21 protein-coding genes and 1 riboswitch are annotated in these 24,018 nt (G+C 44.4%); of the genes, 18 read left to right on the top strand and 3 right to left on the bottom strand.

All coding sequences use genetic code 11. The annotated features are described in order from the left end of the window. Positions 1–112: 112 nt before the first annotated feature. The 8 genes from DFP79_RS01860 (at position 113) to DFP79_RS01895 (ending at position 8,343) form a co-directional block, all read left to right on the top strand. Complete coding sequence (locus tag DFP79_RS01860; RefSeq protein ID WP_133502858.1) at positions 113–1,453, top strand: cobyrinic acid a,c-diamide synthase CobB; 1,341 nt, start codon at positions 113–115, stop codon at positions 1,451–1,453. 6 nt (positions 1,454–1,459) lie between these two features. Continuing rightward, the gene (locus tag DFP79_RS01865) at positions 1,460–2,563 is read left to right on the top strand and encodes a cobalt-precorrin-5B (C(1))-methyltransferase (RefSeq protein WP_133502260.1); all 1,104 of its coding nucleotides are present in this window, start codon (positions 1,460–1,462) and stop codon (positions 2,561–2,563) included. 45 nt (positions 2,564–2,608) lie between these two features. Next, positions 2,609–3,406 carry a precorrin-6A/cobalt-precorrin-6A reductase gene (locus DFP79_RS01870; protein WP_243730172.1) on the top strand — a complete coding sequence of 266 codons (798 nt, stop codon included), beginning with the start codon at positions 2,609–2,611 and terminating at the stop codon, positions 3,404–3,406. Then, positions 3,403–4,074 (top strand): precorrin-8X methylmutase, encoded by a 672-nt coding sequence (locus DFP79_RS01875; RefSeq protein ID WP_133502262.1) that lies wholly within the window; start codon positions 3,403–3,405, stop codon positions 4,072–4,074. The genes DFP79_RS01870 and DFP79_RS01875 overlap by 4 nt, the downstream gene beginning before the upstream one ends. After that, the gene (gene cbiE / locus DFP79_RS01880; RefSeq protein WP_133502263.1) at positions 4,074–5,345 is read left to right on the top strand and encodes a precorrin-6y C5,15-methyltransferase (decarboxylating) subunit CbiE; all 1,272 of its coding nucleotides are present in this window, start codon (positions 4,074–4,076) and stop codon (positions 5,343–5,345) included. Before DFP79_RS01875 ends, cbiE begins: the two co-directional genes overlap by 1 nt. A gap of 34 nt (positions 5,346–5,379) precedes the next feature. Then, complete coding sequence (gene cobI, locus DFP79_RS01885) at positions 5,380–6,102, top strand: precorrin-2 C(20)-methyltransferase (protein WP_133502264.1); 723 nt, start codon at positions 5,380–5,382, stop codon at positions 6,100–6,102. After that, complete coding sequence (locus tag DFP79_RS01890; RefSeq protein WP_133502265.1) at positions 6,099–6,893, top strand: cobalt-precorrin 5A hydrolase; 795 nt, start codon at positions 6,099–6,101, stop codon at positions 6,891–6,893. The genes cobI and DFP79_RS01890 overlap by 4 nt, the downstream gene beginning before the upstream one ends. A gap of 85 nt (positions 6,894–6,978) precedes the next feature. Continuing rightward, complete coding sequence (locus DFP79_RS01895) at positions 6,979–8,343, top strand: GGDEF domain-containing protein (protein WP_133502266.1); 1,365 nt, start codon at positions 6,979–6,981, stop codon at positions 8,341–8,343. A gap of 46 nt (positions 8,344–8,389) precedes the next feature. Here the strand turns inward: DFP79_RS01895 and DFP79_RS01900 are convergent, their stop codons facing one another. After that, the gene (locus DFP79_RS01900; RefSeq protein WP_133502267.1) at positions 8,390–8,632 is read right to left on the bottom strand and encodes a hypothetical protein; all 243 of its coding nucleotides are present in this window, start codon (positions 8,630–8,632) and stop codon (positions 8,390–8,392) included. Between the two features lie 398 nt (positions 8,633–9,030). On the opposite strand from DFP79_RS01900, the gene DFP79_RS01905 reads away from it, so the two are divergent. From DFP79_RS01905 to DFP79_RS01915, 3 genes are read left to right on the top strand one after another with little or no spacing between them, the layout of a single operon-like run. After that, positions 9,031–9,525: an arsinothricin resistance N-acetyltransferase ArsN1 family B gene (locus DFP79_RS01905; RefSeq protein WP_133502268.1), complete on the top strand. Its 495-nt coding sequence runs from the start codon at positions 9,031–9,033 to the stop codon at positions 9,523–9,525. A gap of 36 nt (positions 9,526–9,561) precedes the next feature. Continuing rightward, a complete protein-coding gene (locus tag DFP79_RS01910) occupies positions 9,562–9,957 on the top strand; it encodes an MAPEG family protein (RefSeq protein WP_133502269.1) in 396 nt (131 codons plus the stop codon). 34 nt (positions 9,958–9,991) lie between these two features. Then, entirely contained in the window at positions 9,992–10,588 is a 597-nt protein-coding gene (locus tag DFP79_RS01915; protein WP_133502270.1) for a GNAT family N-acetyltransferase, read from the top strand. A 70-nt stretch (positions 10,589–10,658) separates the two neighbouring features. On the opposite strand, the gene DFP79_RS01920 is transcribed toward DFP79_RS01915, so the two are convergent. Continuing rightward, positions 10,659–12,251 (bottom strand): isocitrate lyase, encoded by a 1,593-nt coding sequence (locus tag DFP79_RS01920; RefSeq protein ID WP_133502271.1) that lies wholly within the window; start codon positions 12,249–12,251, stop codon positions 10,659–10,661. 293 nt (positions 12,252–12,544) lie between these two features. Between DFP79_RS01920 and DFP79_RS01925 the strand changes: the two genes are divergently transcribed. Next, complete coding sequence (locus DFP79_RS01925; RefSeq protein ID WP_133502272.1) at positions 12,545–14,722, top strand: malate synthase G; 2,178 nt, start codon at positions 12,545–12,547, stop codon at positions 14,720–14,722. Between the two features lie 344 nt (positions 14,723–15,066). Continuing rightward, the gene (locus DFP79_RS01930) at positions 15,067–15,720 is read left to right on the top strand and encodes a hypothetical protein (protein ID WP_133502273.1); all 654 of its coding nucleotides are present in this window, start codon (positions 15,067–15,069) and stop codon (positions 15,718–15,720) included. 91 nt (positions 15,721–15,811) lie between these two features. Here DFP79_RS01930 and DFP79_RS01935 read toward each other — a convergent pair whose 3' ends face one another. Then, complete coding sequence (locus DFP79_RS01935) at positions 15,812–16,297, bottom strand: 6,7-dimethyl-8-ribityllumazine synthase (protein ID WP_133502274.1); 486 nt, start codon at positions 16,295–16,297, stop codon at positions 15,812–15,814. Positions 16,298–16,428: 131 nt separating this feature from the next. Further along, positions 16,429–16,574, bottom strand: a riboswitch (FMN riboswitch). A 236-nt stretch (positions 16,575–16,810) separates the two neighbouring features. On the opposite strand from DFP79_RS01935, the gene DFP79_RS01940 reads away from it, so the two are divergent. The 5 genes from DFP79_RS01940 to cobN all read left to right on the top strand — a co-directional run bounded on the left by DFP79_RS01940 (position 16,811) and on the right by cobN (position 23,944). Beyond that, positions 16,811–17,107, top strand: coding sequence for a hypothetical protein (locus tag DFP79_RS01940; RefSeq protein ID WP_133502275.1), 297 nt, complete (start codon positions 16,811–16,813; stop codon positions 17,105–17,107). A 180-nt stretch (positions 17,108–17,287) separates the two neighbouring features. Beyond that, the gene (cobJ, locus tag DFP79_RS01945) at positions 17,288–18,064 is read left to right on the top strand and encodes a precorrin-3B C(17)-methyltransferase (protein ID WP_133502276.1); all 777 of its coding nucleotides are present in this window, start codon (positions 17,288–17,290) and stop codon (positions 18,062–18,064) included. Between the two features lie 74 nt (positions 18,065–18,138). Then, positions 18,139–18,915: a precorrin-4 C(11)-methyltransferase gene (gene cobM / locus DFP79_RS01950; RefSeq protein ID WP_133502277.1), complete on the top strand. Its 777-nt coding sequence runs from the start codon at positions 18,139–18,141 to the stop codon at positions 18,913–18,915. Positions 18,916–18,917: 2 nt separating this feature from the next. Beyond that, positions 18,918–19,994, top strand: a complete 1,077-nt coding sequence (gene cobW, locus DFP79_RS01955; RefSeq protein WP_133502278.1) for a cobalamin biosynthesis protein CobW — start codon at positions 18,918–18,920, stop codon at positions 19,992–19,994. 104 nt (positions 19,995–20,098) lie between these two features. Continuing rightward, positions 20,099–23,944, top strand: coding sequence for a cobaltochelatase subunit CobN (gene cobN, locus DFP79_RS01960; protein ID WP_133502279.1), 3,846 nt, complete (start codon positions 20,099–20,101; stop codon positions 23,942–23,944). Positions 23,945–24,018: the final 74 nt, after the last annotated feature.

Below are 24,018 nucleotides of genomic sequence, written 5' to 3' on the forward strand. Positions count from 1 at the left end.
TGTTAGAGACAGTAGCTTTTAAGTTATACGGATGAGCCATCGGCTTAGTGAAGTCGAGATACAACCTATTTTGAAAGATCAAAAGCAGAGTAATGATATGCCTTCAAATAAGATGATATTACAATCACCAAATACGAACCAAGTCGCATGCCCAGCGTTATTTCTAACTGCGCCTGCGTCGAATCAAGGTAAAACAACAATTACTGCTGCACTTGCCCGTCATTTTTCAAAATTAGGCAAAACCGTTCGGGTCTTTAAGACGGGTCCAGATTACTTGGATCCGCTAATACTTGCTCAGGCATCAGGGCATCCCGTTGAACAACTTGATATTTGGATGGCAGGTACAGAGTATTGTCAGGAACGTCTCTACTTGGCGGCACAACATGCTGATTTAATCTTAGTGGAAGGTGCGATGGGAATGTTTGATGGAGAGCCGTCGTCTGCTGATCTTGCGGCGTGTTTTGGTATTCCAATGGCCATCGTGATGGATGTAAAAGGCATGGCGCAAACCGCAGCGGCGGTTGCCAGTGGCTTAGCTGCGTTTAGAGACGATGTTGAAGTGTCTGGTTTGATTGCGAATCGCTGCGGCAGTGAACGCCACGCACAGCTAATACGAGACGCGCTACCTGAATCCGTTCCTTTGCTTGCAACATTGAAGCGTGACGAAGAAGTCACGTTGCCAGAAAGGCATCTTGGTCTTGTTCAAGCAGAAGAAGTAACTCAAGAGTTAGAACAAAAGTTTGAAGCCGCAGTTGATTGGTTACGGCAAACCAACGACAAAGGCCTTTTGGAATTGCCTAAGCCGGTTGTTTTTTCTGAACCCGTAACGTCTTATGAGAATAGCGATATAGAGCCACAGCTTGACGGGAAACGCATTGCTGTAGCGAAAGATTTGGCGTTTAGTTTTATATATCATGCGAACTTAGATGCTCTAGAGCGTTTAGGCGCTAAAATTTATTTCTTTTCTCCCCTTTACGATCACGAGTTACCGGACTGTGATGCGGTATGGTTACCCGGCGGGTATCCAGAGTTGCACAGTAATGTTCTCGCTAATAACGACGAAATAAAGCAAGCGCTGTATGCGTTTTATGAAGCAGGAAAACCCATTCTAGCGGAATGCGGAGGCATGTTATATTGCCTTGAGAGTTTGACGGATTTGGAGCAAAACACAGTGCCTATGCTGGGGATCTTGCAAGGCCAAGGGTCTATGCGAGGTAAGCGTGGTTGTCAGGGAATGCAGACTGCGGTTTGTCCTCAAGGAGAGATCAGAGCACACGCACATCATCGATCACGAAGTGCTGGCACACCGGATCCTATTGGACATGGACGACGACAACGACATCCTGCGCCCGGTGAACCGATATACCAAGTCAAAGGGTTAACCGCCAGTTATCTACATTTCTTCTTTCCTTCAAACCTGACCGCTATAGCGGCTATTTTTAGCGAACGATAAACGCGTATGTGGCCTGAAAGTGCAGAGGAAAATAAACCTCTTAGAACGGGATTAACAACAGGCACATGCGCAACGGTCTGTGTGATGGCTGCGGCGCAGGCTTTGATCGCACAGCGTGAAGATCCCAAGGCCTTTGTAGTGTTGCCGAAGGGGCAAAAAGTCTCTCAGGCAATTCTATATTACCAGTATCTCAATAGTGCTGTTAAAACAGCAACGATCAAAGATGGGGGCGATGATCCTGATGCAACCCATGGAGCGGTTGTTTGGGCTGAAGTTCGTCTCACCAAGCATAAAGGTATTTTCTTTATCGCAGGTGAAGGGGTTGGAACCGTAACGCGAAGTGGTCTCGTGCTCGATGTGGGAGAGCCTGCAATTAATCCCATCCCCCGAAAAATGATGATGGAAAACCTTACCTCTTTTGCAGCAGCATATGGCTATGAAGGCGGCTTTGAACTGACTATCGGAATTGAAAACGGTGACCAAATCGCGCAAAAAACCATGAACCCAAGGCTTGGAATACTGGGTGGCTTATCGATATTGGGAACGACCGGAATTGTTCGCCCGTTTTCTTGTGCGGCGTACATCGCGTCGATTCATCAAGGTATTGATGTTGCACGAGCAAATACGCTTAACCACATTGCTGCAACGACCGGGAACGCAAGTGAGAGTGCAATCAAAGCGCATTACGGTTTAACGGAAATGGCATTGATTGAAATGGGAGATTTTGTCGGCGCTGTTTTAAAACATATTCGTAAAGTAGAGAAAGAGCCACAGCTTAAAAAGCTCTCCATTTGTGGAGGCTTTGGTAAAATCAGCAAGTTGGCGCAGCGTAACATGGATCTAAACAGCCGAGCTTCCTCTATTAATCTCGATGCACTGGCTGACACCGCTTTAACATTAGGTGCATCAAGTTCTCTGCATGAAAAAATGCGTCTCGCGAATACCAGTGTAGAAGCATTAAAGTTTGCTCAACTCGAAGGGCTGGCTTTAGCTGATGTGGTTTGCGCTCAAGCTCTACACTTTTGTCGTGAATATATCCCTGATTATATGGAATTGGAAGTGTACGCAATAGACCGAAGTGGGCGTTTTGTTGGGCATGCTAAAGGTTAGAATTGATGCACGATGCCTTGGTATTTGTTTAATACAAAATGATAAGTGAAAATATTGAAAATTTTATTGCTTGGTGGAACCGCAGATGCCCGCCAATTGGCGGATCAGCTTCATTTGCGCGGTGTTCATGTGATCTATTCTATCGCTGGATTAGTACGTGTTCCCAGATTGGGGTGCGAAGTGCTGGTGGGGGGCTTTACTCAGTTTGGTGGGCTTGAGCGTTATTTAACGGATCACAATATCAGTTTAGTAGTCAATGCGACGCACCCGTATGCTCTTAATATGACGAATACAGCAGTGCGCGCCTCTAAAAAAGTAGGTGTAGATTGTTGGCGATTTTTACGTCCAGAGTGGCAAATTGAAGCGGGAGATAATTGGATCTACTATGAAAATGAAGACCAATTAATAAACGCTCTTTCTCGATTTCAGCGACCATTATTGAGCGCAGGGCAGCATTCACAAGAGTTTATAATGTCTGTTGCTGGGTTAAGTAGCATCGATGTCGTTTGTTGGCGTACCGCAGTCACTCCGAAGTTTATGCTGCCTGATGATGTTAAATGGCAAAAAGCAATCGGGCCATTTAATTTCGAAAGTGAAAGAGCATTTATTGGCGATAATCACATTGATGTTATTGTAAGTAAGAACAGCGGTGGAAAATCGACATACGCTAAGCTCGAAGTCGCAAGGAAGCAAAGTATTCCAGTGCTTATGCATAGAAGGCCAATTACCGAGACGGCTTCAGCGACTTACTCGTCACATGATGAGATAATGGATGACATTATCGATTTTTCTAATAAATTTTGTCAAAAGAACCAAGCTCAAAAAGGCAGCACGCAGCAGTGAAACAACCGCTAGAAAACAAAGATCAGTCTCTATTTAAGTATGAAGCGAATCCACAAGCGATCGAATCAGAAAGCTTCCGCCAGATTCGTGAATGCACAAATCTAGATCAATTTAGCCGAGATGAGCAGCAAGTCGTTATGCGGATCGTACACAGTTTGGGGTATCCAGACGTGGCTGAGCAAGTCAGGTTCAGTAAAAATGCGTGTGATGCAGGTAGAAAGGCGTTAGCAGGAAGCCACACTATATTGTGTGATGTTGAAATGGTGAAGCAAGGTGTGACGAAAAGAATGATTGAGACGCCGCCTGTCTGTCGCTTAAACGACCCAAAAACCGTTGAGCTGGCGAAATCTACCGGAGAAACCCGTTCGATGGCGGCACTTAAATTATGGGACACCGAACTTAAAGGAAGTGTCGTGCTCATTGGCAATGCGCCGACGGCCTTATTTCGCTTATTGGAAATGATTCGAGCTGGCGCTCCTAAGCCTGCTTTAGTCATAGGTATGCCCGTTGGTTTTGTTGGAGCGGCAGAATCGAAAGAGGCTTTATGGGAAGTGCATGAGTCGCTGGGAATAGAGTGCATTACACTTCTAGGAAAAATGGGCGGAAGTGCTGTCACCTCAGCCAGTTGTAATGCGTTGCTTCGTTGCAATAGAAATGAGTATTACTAATGCAGATTCATGTTGTTGGGCTTGGAGTTTCAGAGAACGCAGAATTAACAGAAAACGCCCGTTACCTAATTCATAACTTGACCCCCAGTGACCGATTGGTAGGAAGTGAGCGGCAAATAGAAATGCTTTCACAGTACCACTCGGGAACATCATTTATCTTGCCTAAGCTCTCTGAACTTAAAGAGGTGGTTAGCGCGTGGCATGAAAGCGGTGTTAACCGTGTTGTCCTTCTTGGATCAGGGGATCCGCTGTTTTACGGAATTGGGCGCTGGGTTCAACGACATTTTGCGTACCTCGACGTATCATTCTATCCTAATGTATCCAGCATTCAGGTCGCGTGCCATAGAATCGGTTTGTCGTTGCAAGACGTGCATACAGTGAGCCTGCATGGGCGTCCGCTGCAGATCCTTCGAAAACACCTTCATACCAATAAAGTACTTGTTTTATTAACCGACAGTAACAGTCATCCGGCGGCCATCGCTAAAGAATGTGTTCGAGCAAACCTTGGAGACAGTCGAATAACCGTCTGTGAAAGGCTGGGTTATAGTGATGAAAGAGTTCAGCATTTCACATCGAAAGAATTGCAATTCTCCAGTTTAACTTTTGATTTGTTAAATGTTGTGATCGTTGAAGTAAGTTGCCAACAAGCGTTAGTGCCTTCGACACCTGGTTTTCGCGATGATTTGTTTGTCACTGACAAAGGCGAAGGTAAGGGCATGATTACTAAGCGAGAAGTGCGCCTTTCTATTTTGTCTTATTTAGGGGCTGAAGAAGGTGAGACAATCTGGGATATCGGCGCAGGATGCGGAAGCGTGAGTGTTGAATTGGCTTATTGGAATTCGAATACGCAGGTGTATGCGATTGAGCATCATCCAGATCGCATTGCTTGTCTTGAACAAAATCGGGAAAAATTTGGATTGATGCAAAATCTCACGTTAATCCAAGGTAAAGCGCCAGAGGTACTTGACCAATTACCCCGTCCAGACCGTATTTTTATTGGGGGGAGCGGCGGTGAGCTGCCGGTATTGCTCCAATTTGTTTGGTCGTTGTTGCCTGAAGGCGGAGTATTGTTACTCAGCTCTGTTACTGATTCGACACAGCTCGAAGCCATGACGTTTCTTAATGTCAGAGAAAAAGCCTCTGATGCCAAATGTGAAAGTATCACGATTCAAGTTTCGCGCAGTGAAGTATTAGCAGGCAGTACACTGCGCAAACCCTCTTTGCCTGTTACATTGTGGCAATTTCAAAAGTCGCGCGTGTTAGAATCATGAAGCAAGAAATAGTGTTATTAATAGGAAAAAGTGAATGAATGCGCTTGGCTCTTTTGTTGGTATAGGTGTTGGGCCCGGTGATCCGGAGCTGCTCACATTAAAAGCTGCGAGTTTGATAGAACATGCACCTGTTGTTGCTTACTTAGCGAATGAGGAAGGTGTCTCACAGGCGAAAAAAATTGCGTGTATTGCAATGGAAAGACGATACTCTATACACCCTGATGTCGTTATTCCTATGCCCATGTCAATGGATAGAACGAAAGCAAACATTGCCTACGATCATGGAGCACAAGAAATTGCGCTGCATTTAAAACAAGGTCGAAACGTCGCATTTTTATGTGAGGGAGATCCCTTGTTTTTTGGCTCTTTTACCTACCTTATGGAACGACTGGAAGGCGACTACAATTGTCAGATTGTTCCAGGGATTTCAAGCATTCACGCAGCGGCATCTGCTCTTAAGCACCCGCTAACGGTACTTAAGGAGTCTTTCGCCGTGGTCAGTGGACGTCACTCAGACAATGAGATTGTGAGTGCACTTGAAAATCACGACTCTGTTGTCATTATGAAAGCGGGATCTGCGCGTCCGCGAATTTTAGCAGCGTTAAAAAGAACCGAGCGAATGTCCGATGCAAAATACTTGGAATACATTGGTCGAGAAAACGAGCATATAGTATCGGATGTTAGAGAGCTGGTTCCCGCTGCCGGCCCTTATTTCTCGTTGTTTGTCGTTACTCGAGGCGACAGAAACCGTCAATGATTCGCATTATTTCGTTAACAGAGCGTGGAAAAAAACTTTCTGAAGCGATAGCTAAAAGGTTGCAGGGTTGTGAAGTGACCCACAACCCAAAGCCCTTTAAAGAGACTGTTCAGGACTATTTTAAGCAGGGGGATAGCCTCATTTTCATCTGTGCGACTGGCATTGTCATACGCACCTTGGCTCCAGTGTTAGAAAGCAAACTTTCTGATCCGGCCGTATTGGTAATGGATGAATTTGGCCGGTTTGTCATACCTTTGTTATCAGGCCATGAAGGCGGCGCGAACCACCTTGCAAGCCAATTAGAAAAGCAACTTGCAGACTTTAACACACAGTTAGTTATGACGACTGCAAATACATATTTAGATCCTATTTATACACTTGGGATGGGATGTGAACGAGATTGCCCTTTAAGTTATTTAGAAGAATTGATGCTCGAAGCGTTAGCTTTAAAAGGCCTTGCTCCTGAAGACATACGTTCTCTTAACAGTATCGATATAAAGTCAGATGAGACTCACTTAATTGCTTTAGCGCAAAAGTATGGGTGGGCGTATGTGACTTACTCTGTTCAGGAGCTAGGAACAATGGAGTCGAGGCTTAATTCTCGCTCTGAATACGTTTATAAAACGGTTGGCGTATATGGCGTAGCGGAGTCTGCTGCTTTATATGGTGTACAAGAGGCAGCGGGTGCTACTCCTGAGTTGTTGCTACCTAAAATAAAAAATGCGAAAGCAACCTGTGCTTTAGCAAGAGCTTACCCCGCATCCAATCGCGAGGCCAGTCGTCGACAATAGAATATCAGGGTAAAACCATCGTAAAAGTAGGGATAATATCCTATTATTTGTTTCGTTTTGAATTGTCTTGGATCGAAGAGTTTCTATGCTTCATTGGTTAAATGCGTCATTAAACAGAAAGATAGGCAGTCTATTTGTCGTCCTTTTCTCGTTCCTATTCATTGTGATCATTTTCTCAATTTATAAGCTTCGTTTAATCGACTTTGAAATGAAAGAAGTCGCGGAGATTGATATCCCGCTTAATGAAGTGATGGTGCAGGCAGAAATGTTGCAACTAAAGCAACATGTCTTTATGGAGCAGTTTCGACGATTAGGGGGAGACGAGATGTTTACGGATCCCAAAGTACAATTCTCCGAGCGTCGTCAAGAACTGGTTCAGCTTTTGAACAGTGCAACTCACGTCATTCGTTCTAATATTGAGCGACATCGTATCCGGTTTGAGTTGTTAGAACACAAAGAACTTCTGAGAGAAATACAGGCCTTTCATCGAATAAGTAACGCTTTCGAAAACCAACTCGGTACGGTGTTAGATCTGCAGAATGTATCTGCATCTGAATGGCAGGCAGTCGAAACTCTTAGTGTACAGTTAGACAAGAGTATGAGTTCAATTCTGCATCAAATAGAAACTCTGTCATTAGAGGCTGCACGTTATACGGAAAAGCACGAACGAGAGTTTATGTTTATTAACGGGTTATTAGGAGCTGGAGCATTTGTTATAGGGCTTTTTTTAACCGTTTATATTATTCAAATTATTCGATTTCGAATTCTGCGAATACACAGTCAGGTTGAGAATATTCACCAATCGCTGGCAGAAGGTGGCCCTATTCAGGTTGATTTAACGTCAAACTCAAAGACAAAACCACAAGACGAGTTGGATGAACTTGAGCAAGACCTTCAAAAAATGGTGAGTCGCCTTTCGGATGAAATGGATGGACGGATTGCCGTGGAAAAGCAACTACTGACGCTTGCTACGCGAGACAAACTCACAGGCGCCTACAATCGCCATAAATGGGATGAGCAGATTAAAATCTCATTGGATCTCGCGCAGCGTGGCAGTGAATTTAGCTTAATCATGATGGATATAGATCATTTCAAAAAGGTCAATGATCAATATGGGCATCAAGTTGGCGACAAGGTATTACAGTTTTTTGTAACATCGTTAACTTGTTGCCTACGAAAATCAGATTTGCTGTTCAGATTGGGAGGCGAGGAGTTTGCAGTGCTTCTTCCCCAGCAATCTATTCAACAAGCTGCGGAGGTCGGAGAGCGAATACGTCAACGAATTGAAACGGCAGATGACGCTAATATTCCCGCTTTTACTGTCAGTCTGGGTATCAGTTCTTATCATGAAGACGACGAGGAAAGCTCAATTTTAACGCGAGCAGATAAAGCACTGTATAGGTCAAAATTAAATGGACGGAACATGCTGACGCTCGAAATAGAATCCTAAGAGATGGCTTCGCGTGTTTGAGTGACATAGCATATTGGCTGGGAGGTTATACGGTAATATCGATCAGGCTGCCAATCATGCTATCTGCGGTTTCAAGTACTTTTGTGTTTGCTTGTGCTTCTAACTTACTGCTAGAGGCTTCGATCAGTCCTTCTTGAATGTTAGAAGATCCGTTAGTCGAACCAGCCGTTGTCGCATTGACGACCTTATTACTTGCTTGATCTAAGTTGCTTTGGCTTCGTTGAAGCCCTGTTAGACCATTGCTAAAAGGTGATCCATTAATCTGCATCTTAGTTTACCTACTTTTCTCTACAAGCGAATTTATCAATTGTCAGCTTAGAGAGTCTACTTGAAAAAAGCAATGAGCTAGAGAGGGTGCAATTAAGCCTGTTGACTTCAATGAGCGGGCTGTTCGTCCAATACTCGGCAGTCGTCGCACCGAGTCCGATTACAACTACCGGGAGCGCCAATTGACTATACAGACGGGGCTGATGAAAAATACGAAGGCGTTAATTTCGTCGCAGTGTGTGGTTATGTTTTATAAGGTCGCTTTTTTATTACAACTTTTGACAAAAAGCGTGTTAACTGGCTTTTCAGGGTGTATCCGTTTTATCTTGAATCTTTTATGCTGGTTTGTTGAAGTATGTTTATCTTTTAAAACGCATTGAAGAGGGACGACGAGCTAAGATGATACGAAACGCGACACAGAATGATGCAGCCAAAATCGCGGCAATATACAATCACTATATTGCAAAAACAGTGATTACGTTTGAAGAAGAGCCTGTCAGTATTATTGATATTGTCGAGCGTGTGCAAAATGTTCAATCGCTTGATTTACCTTGGATTGTGGTTGAGGTAGATGGAGAGGTGGCAGGCTACGCGTATGCTGCTCATTGGCATAAACGAAGTGCGTATCGATTTTCAGTTGAAGCGACGGTCTACTTATCACCGTGCCACTCTGGGAAGGGTTTAGGAACCTTGTTGTATCAAGCGTTATTCGACAAACTTCGGCACTCTAATATTCGTACTGTTATAGGTTGTATTGCATTGCCAAATGATGCCAGTATTTCTTTGCATGAAAAGCTTGGAATGAAAAAAATAGGACACTTTGAAGAAGTTGGCTATAAGTTTGGTCATTGGTGGGATGTGGGTTATTGGCAGCTAACATTGGCGAGCGAATAAAAACCGAATTAACGCAGCGTAGAGCAAGGACAGAATATGATAGTTACCCCAATTTATGCCAGCCTGATTGCTTTATTGTTTGTTTATCTCTCTGTCCGAGTAATTAAATTGAGGCGTTTGCAAAAAATTGGCATTGGTGATGGAGATAATTTACTGCTTAAGCGTGCTATGCGAGTCCACAGTAATTGTGCCGAATATGCGCCGATCGGGGTTATCTTACTTGCGTGTTTGGAGTTTCAAGGCTTCTCTGTAATATTTGTACATGCGCTTGGGTTGATGCTGTTACTGGGGCGGCTGATTCATGCGTATGGCGTAAGCCAATCTAAGGAAAACCTCATATTTCGAGTCTCGGGAATGATGCTCACTTTTTCAAGTATTACCTTGTCTTCCATCTGCCTACTTGGCTATACCATTAAACTGGGACTATCTTAAAAGGAACGCATCTTTTTGCTGGGGTTCCTTAAAAATGGCCAGTTTTCTTACGTCGTTTTTAAAGCGTGGTGTCAGTGTTGTAACTCGTAAGCCACACTTTTTTGCGATTTGTCAGCCAGAACTTGAAAGCTTTCGCTTTAGATTGAGGCCGTTTCATATGGATGATGCCCGCCGAGTCGTGACTCTGGTGAATACGCCACTAATCGCTAATATGACTGCAAATATTCCGTTCCCTTATTCCTTGCATATGGCAGAAGACTGGATAAGTTCCCACCACCGCGCTTGGTTAACCAGTGAATACGGTGTGTTTGCGATAGAGCAAAAGTCCGATGGGCTGGTTATCGGAGCCTGTTCTTTAATGAGTTTCGCTAAGCACGAAGCGGAAGTCGGGTATTGGATCGGTACGGAGTACTGGGGGAGAGGTGCCGCGACGGAAGCAGTACGTGAAATATTAACGTTTGCCCATCAGTCTCTGTCTATTGAGTGTTTTCGTGCCCGACATCTAGTGGTTAACCCAGCATCGGGGAGAGTGTTAGAAAAGTTGGGTTTTAACCACACAAGTGATTCGTATGAACAAATTGGCTTAATGACTCATCCTCAGTGGATGAAAGTGTATGAATTGATATATTAAACGCACTTACTCATTCTCTAGATAAAGAAAAGGCTGCCCGAAGGCAGCCTTAAAAGGGGGATGTTGGTGATTAAAACTGGTTCATTGTGTTGTCTTTTCCTGATGCTTTCAGAGCCGCATCTCCAGAGAAGTATTCTTTGTGGTCGTCACCCATGTTTGAGCCAGCCATTGCTTGGTGTTTCACGCAAGCGATACCTTGGCGGATTTCTTGGCGCTGAACGCCTTTTACATAACCTAGCATGCCTTGCTCACCGAAGTATTCTTTCGCAAGATTGTCAGTAGACAATGCTGCTGTGTGGTAAGTTGGCAATGTGATTAGGTGGTGGAAGATTCCGGCTTCTCGTGCTGCATCTGCTTGGAAAGTACGGATGCGCTCATCTGCTTCAGCTGCTAGATCGCTTGCATCGTATTCAACAGACATTAAGTTGGCACGATCATATGCTGATACATCTTTACCTGCTTCGGCCCAAGCATCGAATGTTTGCTGACGGAAGTTTAGTGTCCAGTTGAAAGAGGGCGAGTTGTTGTAAACAAGCTTCGCATTTGGTACAGCTTCACGAATACGGTTAACCATGCCTGCAATCTGTTGTACGTGCGGCTTCTCTGTTTCGATCCAAAGTAGGTCAGCACCATTTTGTAGAGAAGTAATGCAGTCAAGTACAACGCGGTCTTCGCCAGAACCTGTTTTGAACTGGAACAAGTTGCTAGGCAGACGTTTAGGGCGAACTAGCTTGCCTTTTTGGTTAAGGAGTACATCACCGTTTTTCATGTTGCTTGCATCAACTTCTTCCACATCTAGGAAGCTGTTGTATTGATCACCTAGGTCACCTTCAGCAGCTGTTACTGCAATTTGCTTAGTTAAGCCAGCACCTAATGAGTCAGTACGTGCGACGATAACACCGTCTTCAACACCCAGTTCTAGGAAAGCGTAACGAACTGCGCGGATTTTCGCTAAGAAATCTTCATGTGGTACCGTTACTTTACCGTCTTGGTGGCCACATTGTTTTTCGTCAGATACTTGGTTCTCGATTTGAATACAGCAAGCACCTGCTTCGATCATTTGTTTCGCTAGAAGGTAAGTGGCTTCTTCGTTACCAAAACCTGCGTCGATATCAGCAATGATAGGCACAATATGAGTTTGGTAGTTGTCGACTTCAGCTTGTACTTTTTCTTCAGTAGCTTTGTCGCCAGCATCACGAGCTGCATCTAGGCTGCGGAATAATTCGCCTAATTCCCTAGCATCTGCTTGACGTAGGAAGGTGTATAGTTCTCCAATCAAACTTGATACTGAGGTTTTCTCATGCATAGATTGGTCTGGAAGAGGGCCAAATTCTGAGCGAAGCGCTGCAACCATCCATCCTGAAAGATACAAATAACGTCGGTCAGTAGAGTTAAAATGCTTCTTAATTGAAATCATTTTTTGTTGACCGATAAAACCGTGCCAGCAACCTAGAGACTGAGTGTATTGGCTAGGGTCACTGTCATAGCGTTCCATGTCCGCTCGCATGATTTTCGCAGTATAACGAGCAATATCCAAACCTGTCTGAAAACGATTTTGTGCTTTCATTCTTGCCGCAAATTCTGGGTTGATCGCTTTCCATGAATCTCCTTGGCTGGCGATCAAAGTTGCTGTGTCGTCGATATCTTTATTGTAATTAGACATGCTCAATTCCTCTATATAACAGTTTGAGTGGTTGCTTGAATCCGGTTAACAAATCCAGTTTGGCTATAAATAAATAATTTCTCAAATCTATGTTTGTTATTGTGTATATATATTTTATGAATGTGCTATTTCGTTTTTTATGCGGCATTATCGGTTTATAGGTTTTCTATACCGTTTGTTTTTGTGTTTTATAAGATTTGTATATTCATATTGTGAATGTGTGTATTTCGTAAAACGTATAGTTGATGTGACGGATCATGAAAATAACAATTAATAATGAAAGGGGCTGAAAGATGAATCAAATCCACCGGAATGGCTTAACAATAGCAACACCTCTCTATGATTTAGTGAACAACGAGATACTTCCTGAGACAGGGGTTATGCCTGATGTTTTTTGGGATGGATTTGAACGTGCAATAGAGACATTAACGCCAATAAACAAGGCTTTATTGGAAAAGCGTGAAGCCATGCAGAAGCAGCTAGATGAATATAACGTGTCTAGAAACCAGAGCGGTGACCCTTTTGCTCATTCTTTTGGTGAGTATGAAGATTTTCTAAAACGAATTGGTTATATCGTCCCTGAGGGAGCTGAATTTAAAATTTCTACTCAAAATGTCGATACCGAGATAGCTACTCAAGCAGCCCCCCAACTTGTTGTTCCTGTTAAAAATGCGAGATTCGCCTTAAATGCCGTTAATGCTCGTTGGGGGAGTTTGTATGATGCGCTTTATGGAACTAATGCAATTTCAGAAGCGGAAGGTGCGGAAATTACGACGGAATACAATCCGATTCGCGGTCAAAAGGTTGTTGAGTTTGGTCGAGCGTTATTAAATCAAGCAATACCGCTTTTGACTGGTAACCATGCTGATGTATTGCAGTATGCCATGGTCGATGGTGAGCTGGTTGCAACGCTGAAAAATGGCGATGCGGTACAATTAGCAAACCCGGATAAATGCATTGGTTATAAAGGTAAGGCTTCAAATCCTGATGCTATTTTATTGGTCAATAATCAATTACATATCGAAATCATTATTGACCGAGAAGGGAAAGTAGGCGGCACTGATAAGGCGGGAGTGCAAGACATTCTTCTTGAAGCGGCTGTTACAACGATTATGGACTGTGAAGATTCAGTAGCCGCCGTCGATGCCGAAGATAAGGTGGAAGTATACCGCAATTGGTTAGGGTTAATGAAAGGCACTTTGTCTGAAAAATTTGAGAAAGGCGGGCGAACCGTTACTCGCCAGATGAACCCAGATCGTGAATACCTAGATAAATCCGGTAATGAGTTTAGCTTGCCCGGCCGAAGCTTAATGTTTATTCGTAACGTTGGCCATTTGATGTCGAATCCTGCGATTAAAGATAAAGAAGGCAACGAGGTTCCTGAAGGCATAATGGATGCATTTATTACCGCACTGGCTGCAATTCACGATTTAAAAGGAAATACGGAACGCAAAAACAGCCGTGCGGGCAGTATTAATATTGTAAAACCTAAAATGCACGGTCCAGAAGAAGTGGCTTTTACAGTGTCGCTGTTTGAAAGCGTTGAAAAGGTACTCGGCTTGGCGCCAAATACCCTCAAAGTGGGGATTATGGATGAAGAGCGTCGTACAACGGTGAATTTAAAAGAGTGTATTCGAGCGGCTAAAGAGCGAGTTGTATTCATTAATACTGGGTTCTTGGATCGTACGGGAGATGAAATTCACACTTCAATGCATGCAGGGGCATTTGTTCCTAAAACAGAGATGAAAATGCAAGCATGGATCAAAGCCTATGAAGATTGGAATGTTGATGTGGGCATAGAATGTGGATTGCCAGGGAGAGCTCAAATAGGTAAAGGAATGTGGGCGATGCCTGATGAAATGGCAGCGATGCTTGAACAAAAGAGCGCACATCCGCTCGCGGGTGCGAATACTGCTTGGGTGCCATCGCCTAACGGAGCCACGCTTCATGCAACTCACTACCATTCGATCAATGTGTCGGAACGTCAGAACGTACTCAGTGAGCGTGACAGAGCAAGCTTAGAAGACATTCTTACTGTTCCATTGCTTCCGAAGGAACGTGTATTAACCGACGAGGAAATTCGGTCAGAGTTGGACAACAATACTCAAGGGATTTTAGGGTATGTGGTGCGTTGGATTGATCAGGGCGTTGGCTGTTCAAAAGTTCCTGATATTAATAACGTTGGCTTAATGGAAGACAGGGCGACTTTGAGAATTTCGTCTCAGTATATCGCTAACTGGTTATTGCACGGTGTATGTAATGAAGAACAAGTAATGGCGTCGTTGAAGAGAACGGCGGAGATAGTCGACAAGCAGAATAGCAATGATGCGTTGTATTCGCCAATGGCTCCAAGCTTTGATGGTACGGCATTTAAAGCTGCTTGCGATCTCATATTTAAAGGTGTCGATCAACCGTCAGGTTATACCGAGCCGTTGCTTCATGCCTACCGTTTGCAGAAGAAAATGGGGTAAAGGCGCTTCTTAACACTGCCAAGAAAAAAACCAAGTCCTTTTTTCTTGAAGAAGGTGTGCTCTTTTGGACTAAAGAGCTTTAAGTGAGCCTACACTCTAACTGTGTACGGCTCACTTTTCTTTTATCTAGAAAAATTTACGGCACTGATCGAATCTCGTTCTAACGTTTTTAGCCTTTTGTTGCTGATATTCTAATCGTCGTCAAAATCTGCTTCCAATATAAAAATTAAACTGCACGATGAAGTCAGTGGGCTTTTTCGTATCTTCCCTAGCCATTAAACCGCAAGAAGTTTCGTGTTACCCTGACCGTCAATTTTAGATCGTATGGTTTTTAGAGGTTAACGATGATGGTATTCCAGACCACAGCAAGGATGTTTATTGGAGTGATGGCCGTGTCTGTTGCTTCGACAAGTTGGGCGGTTGAGCGCCGAGAGGAGTCTAATTCAACTTTTATGGCTGAATACCAAACCGGTTCGGATATTGAAGCATGGTCATTGGGCTTAGGTGTCCAACCGAGCGATCAGCCGGGGAGCTTTGGTGGGATTTTTTATTCTCAGATGACGCTTAATGATGAGCAGTCGTTTGAAGGTGTCAGCTTGGGAGAACGTGAAACGACCATTAATAGCCTTGGTGTTCGAGGGTTTAGTGTAAACGGTACAGGCGATTCGTCTTATGGTGCAGATATGCGTATCGCGCTAAGTGAGACAAAAACTCAAAACTATTCACGTACAGGCCTGGAAATTGGAGCAGATTTTTACAGCCCGCTGGCAAAAGGTTTGACTTGGTTTGGCGGTATGACGCTTCGTCCGGAGTTTTTATCTTTTGACTGGAACTCGGATGTCATTACTGAAATTGGCGTAAACGTTGGGCTAGACTACCGCCCAGTGTCAGGAGTCGGGATTTTCGCAAAGTACTACTATGAAAATATGCTGACAGACAATTTAGATTCTTGGAATCTAGGAAGCGGTACATTAATTGGTGTAAACCTCGTATTTTAGGTTAAAAGCACCCTTGAGGTTTTGGTTAAGTCACTTCCGAGCTATATCATATAGTGAACGAAAGTGACTTAAAAAACTGAGCAGAAGAGCCTTATAGGCTCTTTGCTTTTTCTGTTAGGCGCATTGCCTCATCCGCCGCGTTAGCGAGCTCTTTTCCCTTTTTAACGAAATGACGCTTAAAGTAACTAGAATGCTCGTCATGCTCGTGGAAATTATGTGGCGTTAGCACGGCAGTTAGGACAGGAATTTCGGTTTCCAGCTGAACTTGCATAAGCGCATTGCACACGGTTTGAGCAACGAAGTCATGACGGTAAATGCCGCCGTCAACAACTAATGCACTGGCTGAAATCGAATCGTACTTTCCACTTTTTGCTAATAGTTTAGCCTGAAGCGGTATTTCATAAGCGCCAGGCACAGGGATTATATCGATGGAATTTTCATCATAACCGCGCTCTAGCAGTTCTGCTTTGAAACCTTCCCAAGCTTCTAGAACGATGTCTGTATGCCAAGATGCATGGATGAAAGCGATACGTTTGGTTTTTTGATTGTAGTTTTGGTTCGTCGAGCTCTGATTCATTTTGAATACCTATTACAACATTAGTGAATCAGGGCGAAGGTAGGGAACGTCTAAGCACAGACCATACAACCCTTTTATAGGCAAAATATTGTCTGCACTAGGACTCCATATAATTGGAATCTTCGTATACTACCCATTCTCTATCATCCGGACTGTAACCGTCGGCTCTGGATTCACACCAGATCTGCTGACCTTTCAAATTATTGAAAGCGCTCGCGGGCTTGAAGCATAACTTCTTACCGCCGGTGGGGAGTTTCACCCCGCCCCGAGAACGAATGCAGTTTTGTGACTGCATACTGAATATAACGACTTTGCTCTTTGACTGTCAAATACATCGAGACGATTTAGATCAACAAAAAATTAAATAGTGTAATTACTATGCATAAAGTGTTTAAGCCAGTAATATCTGCGTTACGAAATTGTGAATACGTCTACATGCTGAAGCCAGTAGAAGTATTCGTATTTTCTCTTAGAATCAATTTATTGAAGGTTAAAGTGAAAGGATTCGGCTAAATGAACAGATTAGCAAAAATTAATGTGTCCGTTCTGATTGTTTGTGCGTGTAGCGCTTCCCATGCAAATGACATGGTGGCGGCTTATGAATGTGAGGGGAAAGAACTTAAAGTTCACTTTCATGATGATTGGGCTGAAGCTCACTGGCTTGGCAGCGCGTATGAACTTCATAAAGCGGTCAGTGTCGATGATGTTGTTTATCTCGGAGAAGAGTTGAGTATTCGTGAAGACGCGACTCACCTTGAACTGGATATTATGAATAAAAAGCAAATACATTGCGTTCGAATTACATCTTAACGAAATGCAAGCTTACGACTTGATTGTTCACTGTTCTTGTTGAATTTTCCGGTTTTTCCATCATTCACGACTTGAACATTTCTCATTTTTTCGTTCGTTCCTTTCACCTTGGATTGCATCCGCTCCCAGTACAATGATTGATAGACAATAGCAAATCGAAATATGGTTTATAAACACTGAATGACGACATTATTTGTAATGGGAATGGGGCCGGGCGATCTAGGCTTGGTCGCTCCAAACGCAACGAAAGCATTGGCATCCTGCACTGATTGGGTCGCTTATGGTTATTATCTAGAGTTGTTGGGTGAGCTGAGCCAAGGTAAAACATTTCACGACTTACCCCTCGGAGAAGAAATTGGTCGTGCGCGATTGGCGCTCAACTTGGCCGCACAAGGGAAAAAAACAGCTCTTATTTCAAGCGGCGATATTGGCATCTATGCGATGGCGACCTTGGTGTTTGAATTGCTAGATCAGCAATTACAGGGAAATGAAAATCATCCAGAATGGCTGGATGTAGACATTGAGGTCATACCGGGGATTTCCGCTATGCAAGCGGGCGCAAGCCGTGTTGGCGCGTCGCTTGGACACGATTTTTGTACAGTATCACTGAGTGATTTACTCACTCCTTGGGAAACGATTGATAAGCGAATTCACGCTGCGGGTGCGGGTGATTTTGTGATTTCATTTTACAACCCAGTTTCAAAAAAACGAGACTGGCAATTGAATCACGCTCGGGATGTTTTGCTTCAGTACCGTCCTGCGAACACACCTGTCATGATTGGACGACAACTGACTCGGCCAGAAGAAGAAATTACGATTACCACATTGGCTGAGTTGGATGGCAAAAACGTCGACATGTTTACTATGGTAACGGTCGGAAACTCCGAATCAAAACACATTGTCAATAAAGATCAGCACTGGCTATATACTCCACGAGGTTATTCTAAAAAGCTTTAGAACAATACCAAGAGTAGAGAATCTCCCATTACTGCGGCCGAGTTGTTTAGAGAGTTATTTAGAGAGTAATTTATATGAAAGTGTTTTTTATCGGCGCAGGCCCTGGTGATCCAGAATTAATGACGGTTAAAGCGGTGAAGACCATCGAGCAATGTCCTGTAATCTTGTACGCAGGGTCGCTCATTCCGGAGCAAGTTATTGACAGTGTTAGAGGGAAAGCGGAAGCGATTTACGACACGGCATCAATGAATCTTGATGAAACCACTGCGGTTATAGAGAAAGCTGCAAAAGAAGGCAAAAGTGTTGCTCGTTTGCAGTCTGGCGATCCAGCATTGTACGGCGCGACAGGGGAACAAATGCGTCGATTGGACATCTTAGGTATTGATTATGAAGTGATACCCGGTGTCAGCGCGGTGGCGGCTTCTGCAGCATTGCTTAAGAAAGAGCTGACGCTTTCAGGAGTGTCTCAGACGGTGATTATGACGAGATACGAAGGTAAGACGCCATTTCCTGAGAGAGAGCGATTACCCGCGCTTGCACAAAGCGGAGCATCGTTAGCCATTCACTTAGGTATTACGCGAATACATAAAATAGTTGAGGAATTGATTCCACATTATGGGGAAGATTGCCCAGTCGCTGTTTGCTATCGAACAAGCTGGCCGGACCAAGATTATGTCACAGGAACACTGAGTGATATTGTCTCCAAAGTGCGAGAAAAAAAGTTCACTCGTACCAGTCTTATTCTCGTAGGACGCGTATTAGATACAGAAGACTTTGCAGACTCCTACTTGTATGACAAGAGTCAGGCCCACATATATAGAAAGATTCACAAAAATAAGAGCGAAGGTTGATCATGCAACTGAATAAAATTCCCACAACTGTCGTCACAGGTTTTTTGGGCAGTGGTAAAACGACGTTATTGTCGAACGTACTAAAACAAGCCGCTGGCAAGCGTATTGCCGTTATCGTTAACGAGTTCGGTGAGCTGGATATTGATTCTGATTTGCTGCGTAACTGCCCTTTAGACTGTGAAGACGGTCAGGAAGCAACACGCAGTGATGAGGGTTTTTACGAGTTGGCAAATGGCTGTATTTGCTGCACCGTAGAAGAAGAGTTTCTTCCTGTGATGGAACAGTTAGTGGCTCGTCGTGACGATATTGATCATATACTAATTGAAACCAGTGGATTGGCGTTGCCTAAGCCTTTGGTGCAAGCGTTTAATTGGCCGGGTATAAAAGAACATTGTACGGTCGATGCCGTGATTACCGTCGTTGATGGGCCAGCGGTCGCGGCCGGTCGCTTTGCGAATAATGAAGACGAAGTTCAGGAACAGCGTTTGGCCGATGAGTCACTGAATCACGACCCAAGCCTTCGAGAGTTACTAGACGACCAGCTAAGCGCAGCCGACCTAGTGGTTGTGAGTAAAAATGATTTATTGAATGACTCTGAACGCGAGGCGGTGAAAGATGTTATTCAAAAAGAGGTGCCAGACCAAGTTAAAACGGCCTATATAGAAAACGGCGAGGCGTCATTAGATGTGTTATTGGGGCTTGGTTCCGAAACGGAGTTGCGCATAGATCAAATACATAACCACCATGATCATCATCATTCTCATGGACATGAACATGATCACGCCCATGATCATTTCGACTCGTTTGTATTGACGTTTGGTGAAGTAGATTCAGAAGTCTTGGTTGAGACAATTGAGGATCTTGTTGAGTCGCGAAATATCTTTCGTGTAAAAGGCTTTGCGGCGGTAAATGCAAAACCAATGCGTAAAGTGATTCAAGTGGTTGGTAAGCGCGTCGACAAATATTTCGATCGTTTATGGGCTCCAGAAGAAATACGTAAAACCCAGCTTGTTTTTATCGGAAAAGGCATAGATAAAGATGATATAGAGGCTGCGCTTAATAACGCTTTGAGTGCGTAGTTTTCTATATTGAGATCTTCGCACGGTTAATCACAGAATTATAAAGGTGCATATGAAAATGCGCCTTTATTTTTTGAACAATATTAACAACTTAGAGGAAACTTGTGCACTTACTGGCAGCAAAACCGGGTGGCTTTGTTGATGATGAAGGCATTATCGACTTAGAGCAGGACCCAGCAGATATTGTCGTTTTATCTGCAGCAGACAGTGTATTAAGCGCGCTCGGAGGGGCTTTGGATCGGCTGCCCGATTTAAAGCACAGTGTGCGCTTGGTCAATTGGATGCAATTGGTAAAACCCGCTGCGTATGATTTGTACGAAGATTCCGTCTTGGATCATGCCAACGTTGTAGTATTGTCTTTGCTTGGTGGCGAACATTACTGGCAGTATGGATTTGACCGTTTGGTGGCGTGGTCGAAGAAAAAAGGCCGAACGCTAATTGTTGTTCCTGGTGATGATTCTCCTGACCCAAGGTTAATCGAAAGCTCAAATACGTCGGATCAAAATGTCTACCGAGTATGGCGCTATTTAAGAGAAAGTGGCCCTCAAAACAGCGATCAGCTGTTCTATTTTCTTGAGTCTGAATATTTAAATGCTGCCCATTTTTGGCGAGAGCCTGTTGCACTTCCTAATGCTTCCATTGTTATGCAAGGAGAGGCGGTTGGGTTTAGTACGTGGTGTCTGAAATATCGCGGTGTATTCCAGCCGACGATTTCTGTTGCCGTTGTGGTCTTCTATCGCTCACATTTACAAAGCGGCAATACGCAAATATTTTCTGAGCTTGAAGAAGTCTTGGAAACAGAGCAGCTAGTTCCGCTTTCAATCGCAGTAAATTCACTTAAAGATGAGCAAACCATTGCGCTAATTGAGAGTGTGATTGCTCGCGTGAATCATGAGTGCAATGGTGCAAGAGTGAGTGTGATCCTGAATACGACGGGCTTTGCTGCTAATCGATTTGGTGTCCCTGATTTGGCTTCGGAACCGACGGATTTTCAATCTAGCTTTGACTCTAAACTCCCCGTACTTCAGCTTATTTTATCTGGCAGTACGAAGGACGATTGGCAACAGCAGAAGCAGGGTCTTAGGAGTCGGGATGTAGCAATGCAAATTGTGCTTCCTGAAATGGATGGTCGAATTATCACCCGAGCGGTGAGTTTTAAAACCTTAAGTAAATACCATGAATCGGCACAAATTGATTTGGTTCGGTATGAGCTTGAATCTGAAAGAGCCGCTTTTGTTGCGAAGCTTGCTGCTAAATATTCGCAATTATCGAGAAAGCAAAACAGTGAAAAGCGCATAGCGCTCATTCTTGCAAACTACCCAACCAAAGATGGACGTATAGGCAATGGCGTGGGTTTAGATACGCCTGCATCCACGATTAACATATTAAACGCGATGTCTGGAGCGGGCTATCCGATACCGGATATTCCAGACGACGGCAATGCACTGATTAAGCGGCTCCTTGGAGCGGTAACGAATAATCCTAATACTCTTCACGAAAGATCAGCGTGGCAAAGCTTAGCGATTGATGTCTACTTAGAATATTTTTATCAGCTTCCGCTTGAATGTCAGCAAGCAGTTTGGGAGCGATGGGGAGCGCCAGAAGACGATCATAAATGCCGCGTTTCACCGACTGGCGAACGACGTATTATGTTGGCAGGTATTCGGTTGGGCGAGACTTTTATTGGTATTCAGCCGGCTCGTGGGTTTAACCTTGATTTGGCAGCAAATTATCACGATCCAGACTTAATACCACCTCACAGTTACCTCGCTTACTATTTCTGGCTGCGCCATGTTTACCAAGTTGATGCCATAATACACGTTGGAAAACACGGTAATTTGGAATGGTTACCCGGCAAAGGAACAGCGCTATCCGAATCTTGTTGGCCTGATATTACATTAGGGCCAATGCCGCATTTTTATCCCTTTATTGTTAATGACCCTGGTGAAGGTGCGCAGGCAAAGCGGCGCGCTCAGGCAACGATTATCGATCATCTTATGCCACCCATGAGTCGTGCGGAAAGTTACGGAGAGTTAGCTGAGCTGGAAACATTAGTCGACGAATATTATCAAGCGATGGGAATGGACAGTCGACGAGAGGCTTGGTTGCGCGCGAGTATTCTAGAGAAAGTCCGCACTGCGCATTTGTTAGAAGAGTTGACTGGTGTTGTTGACGAAAATGAAGATTCTGTTTTAGAAAGTTTGGACGCGTATCTGTGCGAAATCAAAGAGTCTCAAATTCGCCACGGCCTGCATCGACTAGGAGAGCTGCCAGATGACGATAAGCTGTCCGATACCTTGGTTGCTCTACTGCGATTACCACGTGGAAACGCAGTGACGTCTAAGGGGATCCTTCACGCCCTTTGTGAAGATCTAGAAATCTCGGAACCAGAGTTCGACCCAATGGAAGCCAGTCCGCATCTTTGGAAGTCCGGAAAACATGAGATACTTCTAAAGCAGAGCTCCGACAGCTGGCGCACCCATGCAGATGCAAAAGAACGTTTGGAACTGCTTGCCAAAATGCTTGTACAGCAATCGCTTATTTCAGCACAGGCAATAGAAAAAGCACAGTTTCCAGTAACGAGCCAATTGTTAGCACACGCAAAGAACAGTCTTTTCAAGGCGCTGAAAATGAGTGCACGGGACGAATTAGGTGCTTTACTTACGGGGTTAAGCGGTGGTTTTGTCCCGCCTGGGCCCAGCGGAGCACCGACGAGAGGGCGGTTGGATACGCTGCCGACAGGCCGTAACTTTTTCTCAGTAGATAATCGTGCTATTCCATCGCCGGCAGCATGGGCGATTGGCAAAAAGTCTGCTGATGCGCTTGTGTTAAGACACCTCCAAGAGCACGGTGATTACCCAAAAAATATTGGTCTTTCGGTATGGGGAACTGCAACCATGCGCACCGGTGGCGATGATATAGCGCAAGCGTTTGCGCTTATGGGCGTTCGTCCGATTTGGGCTACGGGCTCAAATCGGGTGACGGATTTTGAAGTAGTGTCATGCATGGAGCTGGGAAGGCCTAGGACAGACGTAACGCTACGCGTATCAGGCTTTTTTAGGGATGCATTTGCGAATGTGATGCAACTTTTTGATGCGGCTGTTCAAGCCATTGTGGATTATGATGAGCCAGGGACAGGTAATACCATTCGAAGCAGTATTCTAGAGCAGACTTCTAACCTAATGCAGCAAGGAAAGAGTGCTCACGACGCCGCACGACAAGCAAGCTTTCGTGTTTTTGGCAGTAAGCCCGGTGCCTATGGCGCTGGGTTGCAAGGTCTTATTGACGAGCGTTGTTGGGATACTCAAGCAGACCTTGCCGAAGCCTACATAAACTGGGGAGGATATGCCTACGATGGAAAAGCATCGGGAGGCGTAGAAGCGAAAAGTGCGTTTATTCAGCGCTTATCAAACATAGAAGTGGTGGTTCAGAATCAAGATAACCGTGAACATGATATTTTGGATTCGGATGATTATTACCAGTTTCAGGGTGGAATGACCAACGCAGTGACGGAATTAAGCGGTAACGCCCCAGAGATCTATCACAACGACCACTCTAATCCGGTTTCGCCAAAGGTCCGTACGTTAAAAGAAGAGCTGAACCGTGTTCTTCGCAGTCGCGTGTTAAACCCTAAATGGATTTCGGCAATGAAAGAGCACGGATACAAAGGCGCATTCGAAATGAGTGCGACTGTTGATTACCTGTTTGCTTATGACGCGACCACAGATTTAGTAGCGGATTATCAATATGAAAAGGTCGCGGATGCTCTATTGCTAGATGAAGATAATCGGGAGTTTATGGAGCAAAACAATCCTCATGCTCTGGAAGAAATGGCAGAGAGGCTGTTAGAAGCGATTCAAAGAGACATGTGGAATGATACGGGCGAATACGAAGATAAGATTCAGTCGCTTCTGCTTGATTTGGATCAGCAACAAGAGCAACCGCAATGATCGAAAGGTGTTTTCATTCTGAAATACGAGTGCCGCACTTGCAACTCACAATAATCTTATTACTATCTGCACTA

This window comes from Marinomonas balearica, assembly GCF_004362145.1.
Lineage (GTDB): Bacteria > Pseudomonadota > Gammaproteobacteria > Pseudomonadales > Marinomonadaceae > Marinomonas > Marinomonas balearica.

Excerpts from the sequence above, each read along its gene's own strand:
- DFP79_RS01900 (WP_133502267.1), bottom strand. The coding sequence starts at position 8,632 with ATGCAGATTAATGGATCACCTTTTAGCAATGGTCTAACAGGGCTTCAA.
- DFP79_RS01920 (WP_133502271.1), bottom strand. The coding sequence starts at position 12,251 with ATGTCTAATTACAATAAAGATATCGACGACACAGCAACTTTGATCGCC.
- cobW (WP_133502278.1), top strand. The coding sequence starts at position 18,918 with ATGCAACTGAATAAAATTCCCACAACTGTCGTCACAGGTTTTTTGGGC.
- DFP79_RS01865 (WP_133502260.1), top strand. The coding sequence starts at position 1,460 with ATGTGGCCTGAAAGTGCAGAGGAAAATAAACCTCTTAGAACGGGATTA.
- cbiE (WP_133502263.1), top strand. The coding sequence starts at position 4,074 with ATGCAGATTCATGTTGTTGGGCTTGGAGTTTCAGAGAACGCAGAATTA.
- DFP79_RS01860 (WP_133502858.1), top strand. The coding sequence starts at position 113 with ATGATATTACAATCACCAAATACGAACCAAGTCGCATGCCCAGCGTTA.
- cobJ (WP_133502276.1), top strand. The coding sequence starts at position 17,288 with ATGACGACATTATTTGTAATGGGAATGGGGCCGGGCGATCTAGGCTTG.
- DFP79_RS01910 (WP_133502269.1), top strand. The coding sequence starts at position 9,562 with ATGATAGTTACCCCAATTTATGCCAGCCTGATTGCTTTATTGTTTGTT.
- DFP79_RS01915 (WP_133502270.1), top strand. The coding sequence starts at position 9,992 with ATGGCCAGTTTTCTTACGTCGTTTTTAAAGCGTGGTGTCAGTGTTGTA.
- cobI (WP_133502264.1), top strand. The coding sequence starts at position 5,380 with ATGAATGCGCTTGGCTCTTTTGTTGGTATAGGTGTTGGGCCCGGTGAT.
- DFP79_RS01940 (WP_133502275.1), top strand. The coding sequence starts at position 16,811 with ATGAACAGATTAGCAAAAATTAATGTGTCCGTTCTGATTGTTTGTGCG.
- DFP79_RS01930 (WP_133502273.1), top strand. The coding sequence starts at position 15,067 with ATGATGGTATTCCAGACCACAGCAAGGATGTTTATTGGAGTGATGGCC.
- DFP79_RS01905 (WP_133502268.1), top strand. The coding sequence starts at position 9,031 with ATGATACGAAACGCGACACAGAATGATGCAGCCAAAATCGCGGCAATA.
- DFP79_RS01935 (WP_133502274.1), bottom strand. The coding sequence starts at position 16,297 with ATGAATCAGAGCTCGACGAACCAAAACTACAATCAAAAAACCAAACGT.
- cobM (WP_133502277.1), top strand. The coding sequence starts at position 18,139 with ATGAAAGTGTTTTTTATCGGCGCAGGCCCTGGTGATCCAGAATTAATG.
- DFP79_RS01925 (WP_133502272.1), top strand. The coding sequence starts at position 12,545 with ATGAATCAAATCCACCGGAATGGCTTAACAATAGCAACACCTCTCTAT.
- DFP79_RS01895 (WP_133502266.1), top strand. The coding sequence starts at position 6,979 with ATGCTTCATTGGTTAAATGCGTCATTAAACAGAAAGATAGGCAGTCTA.
- DFP79_RS01890 (WP_133502265.1), top strand. The coding sequence starts at position 6,099 with ATGATTCGCATTATTTCGTTAACAGAGCGTGGAAAAAAACTTTCTGAA.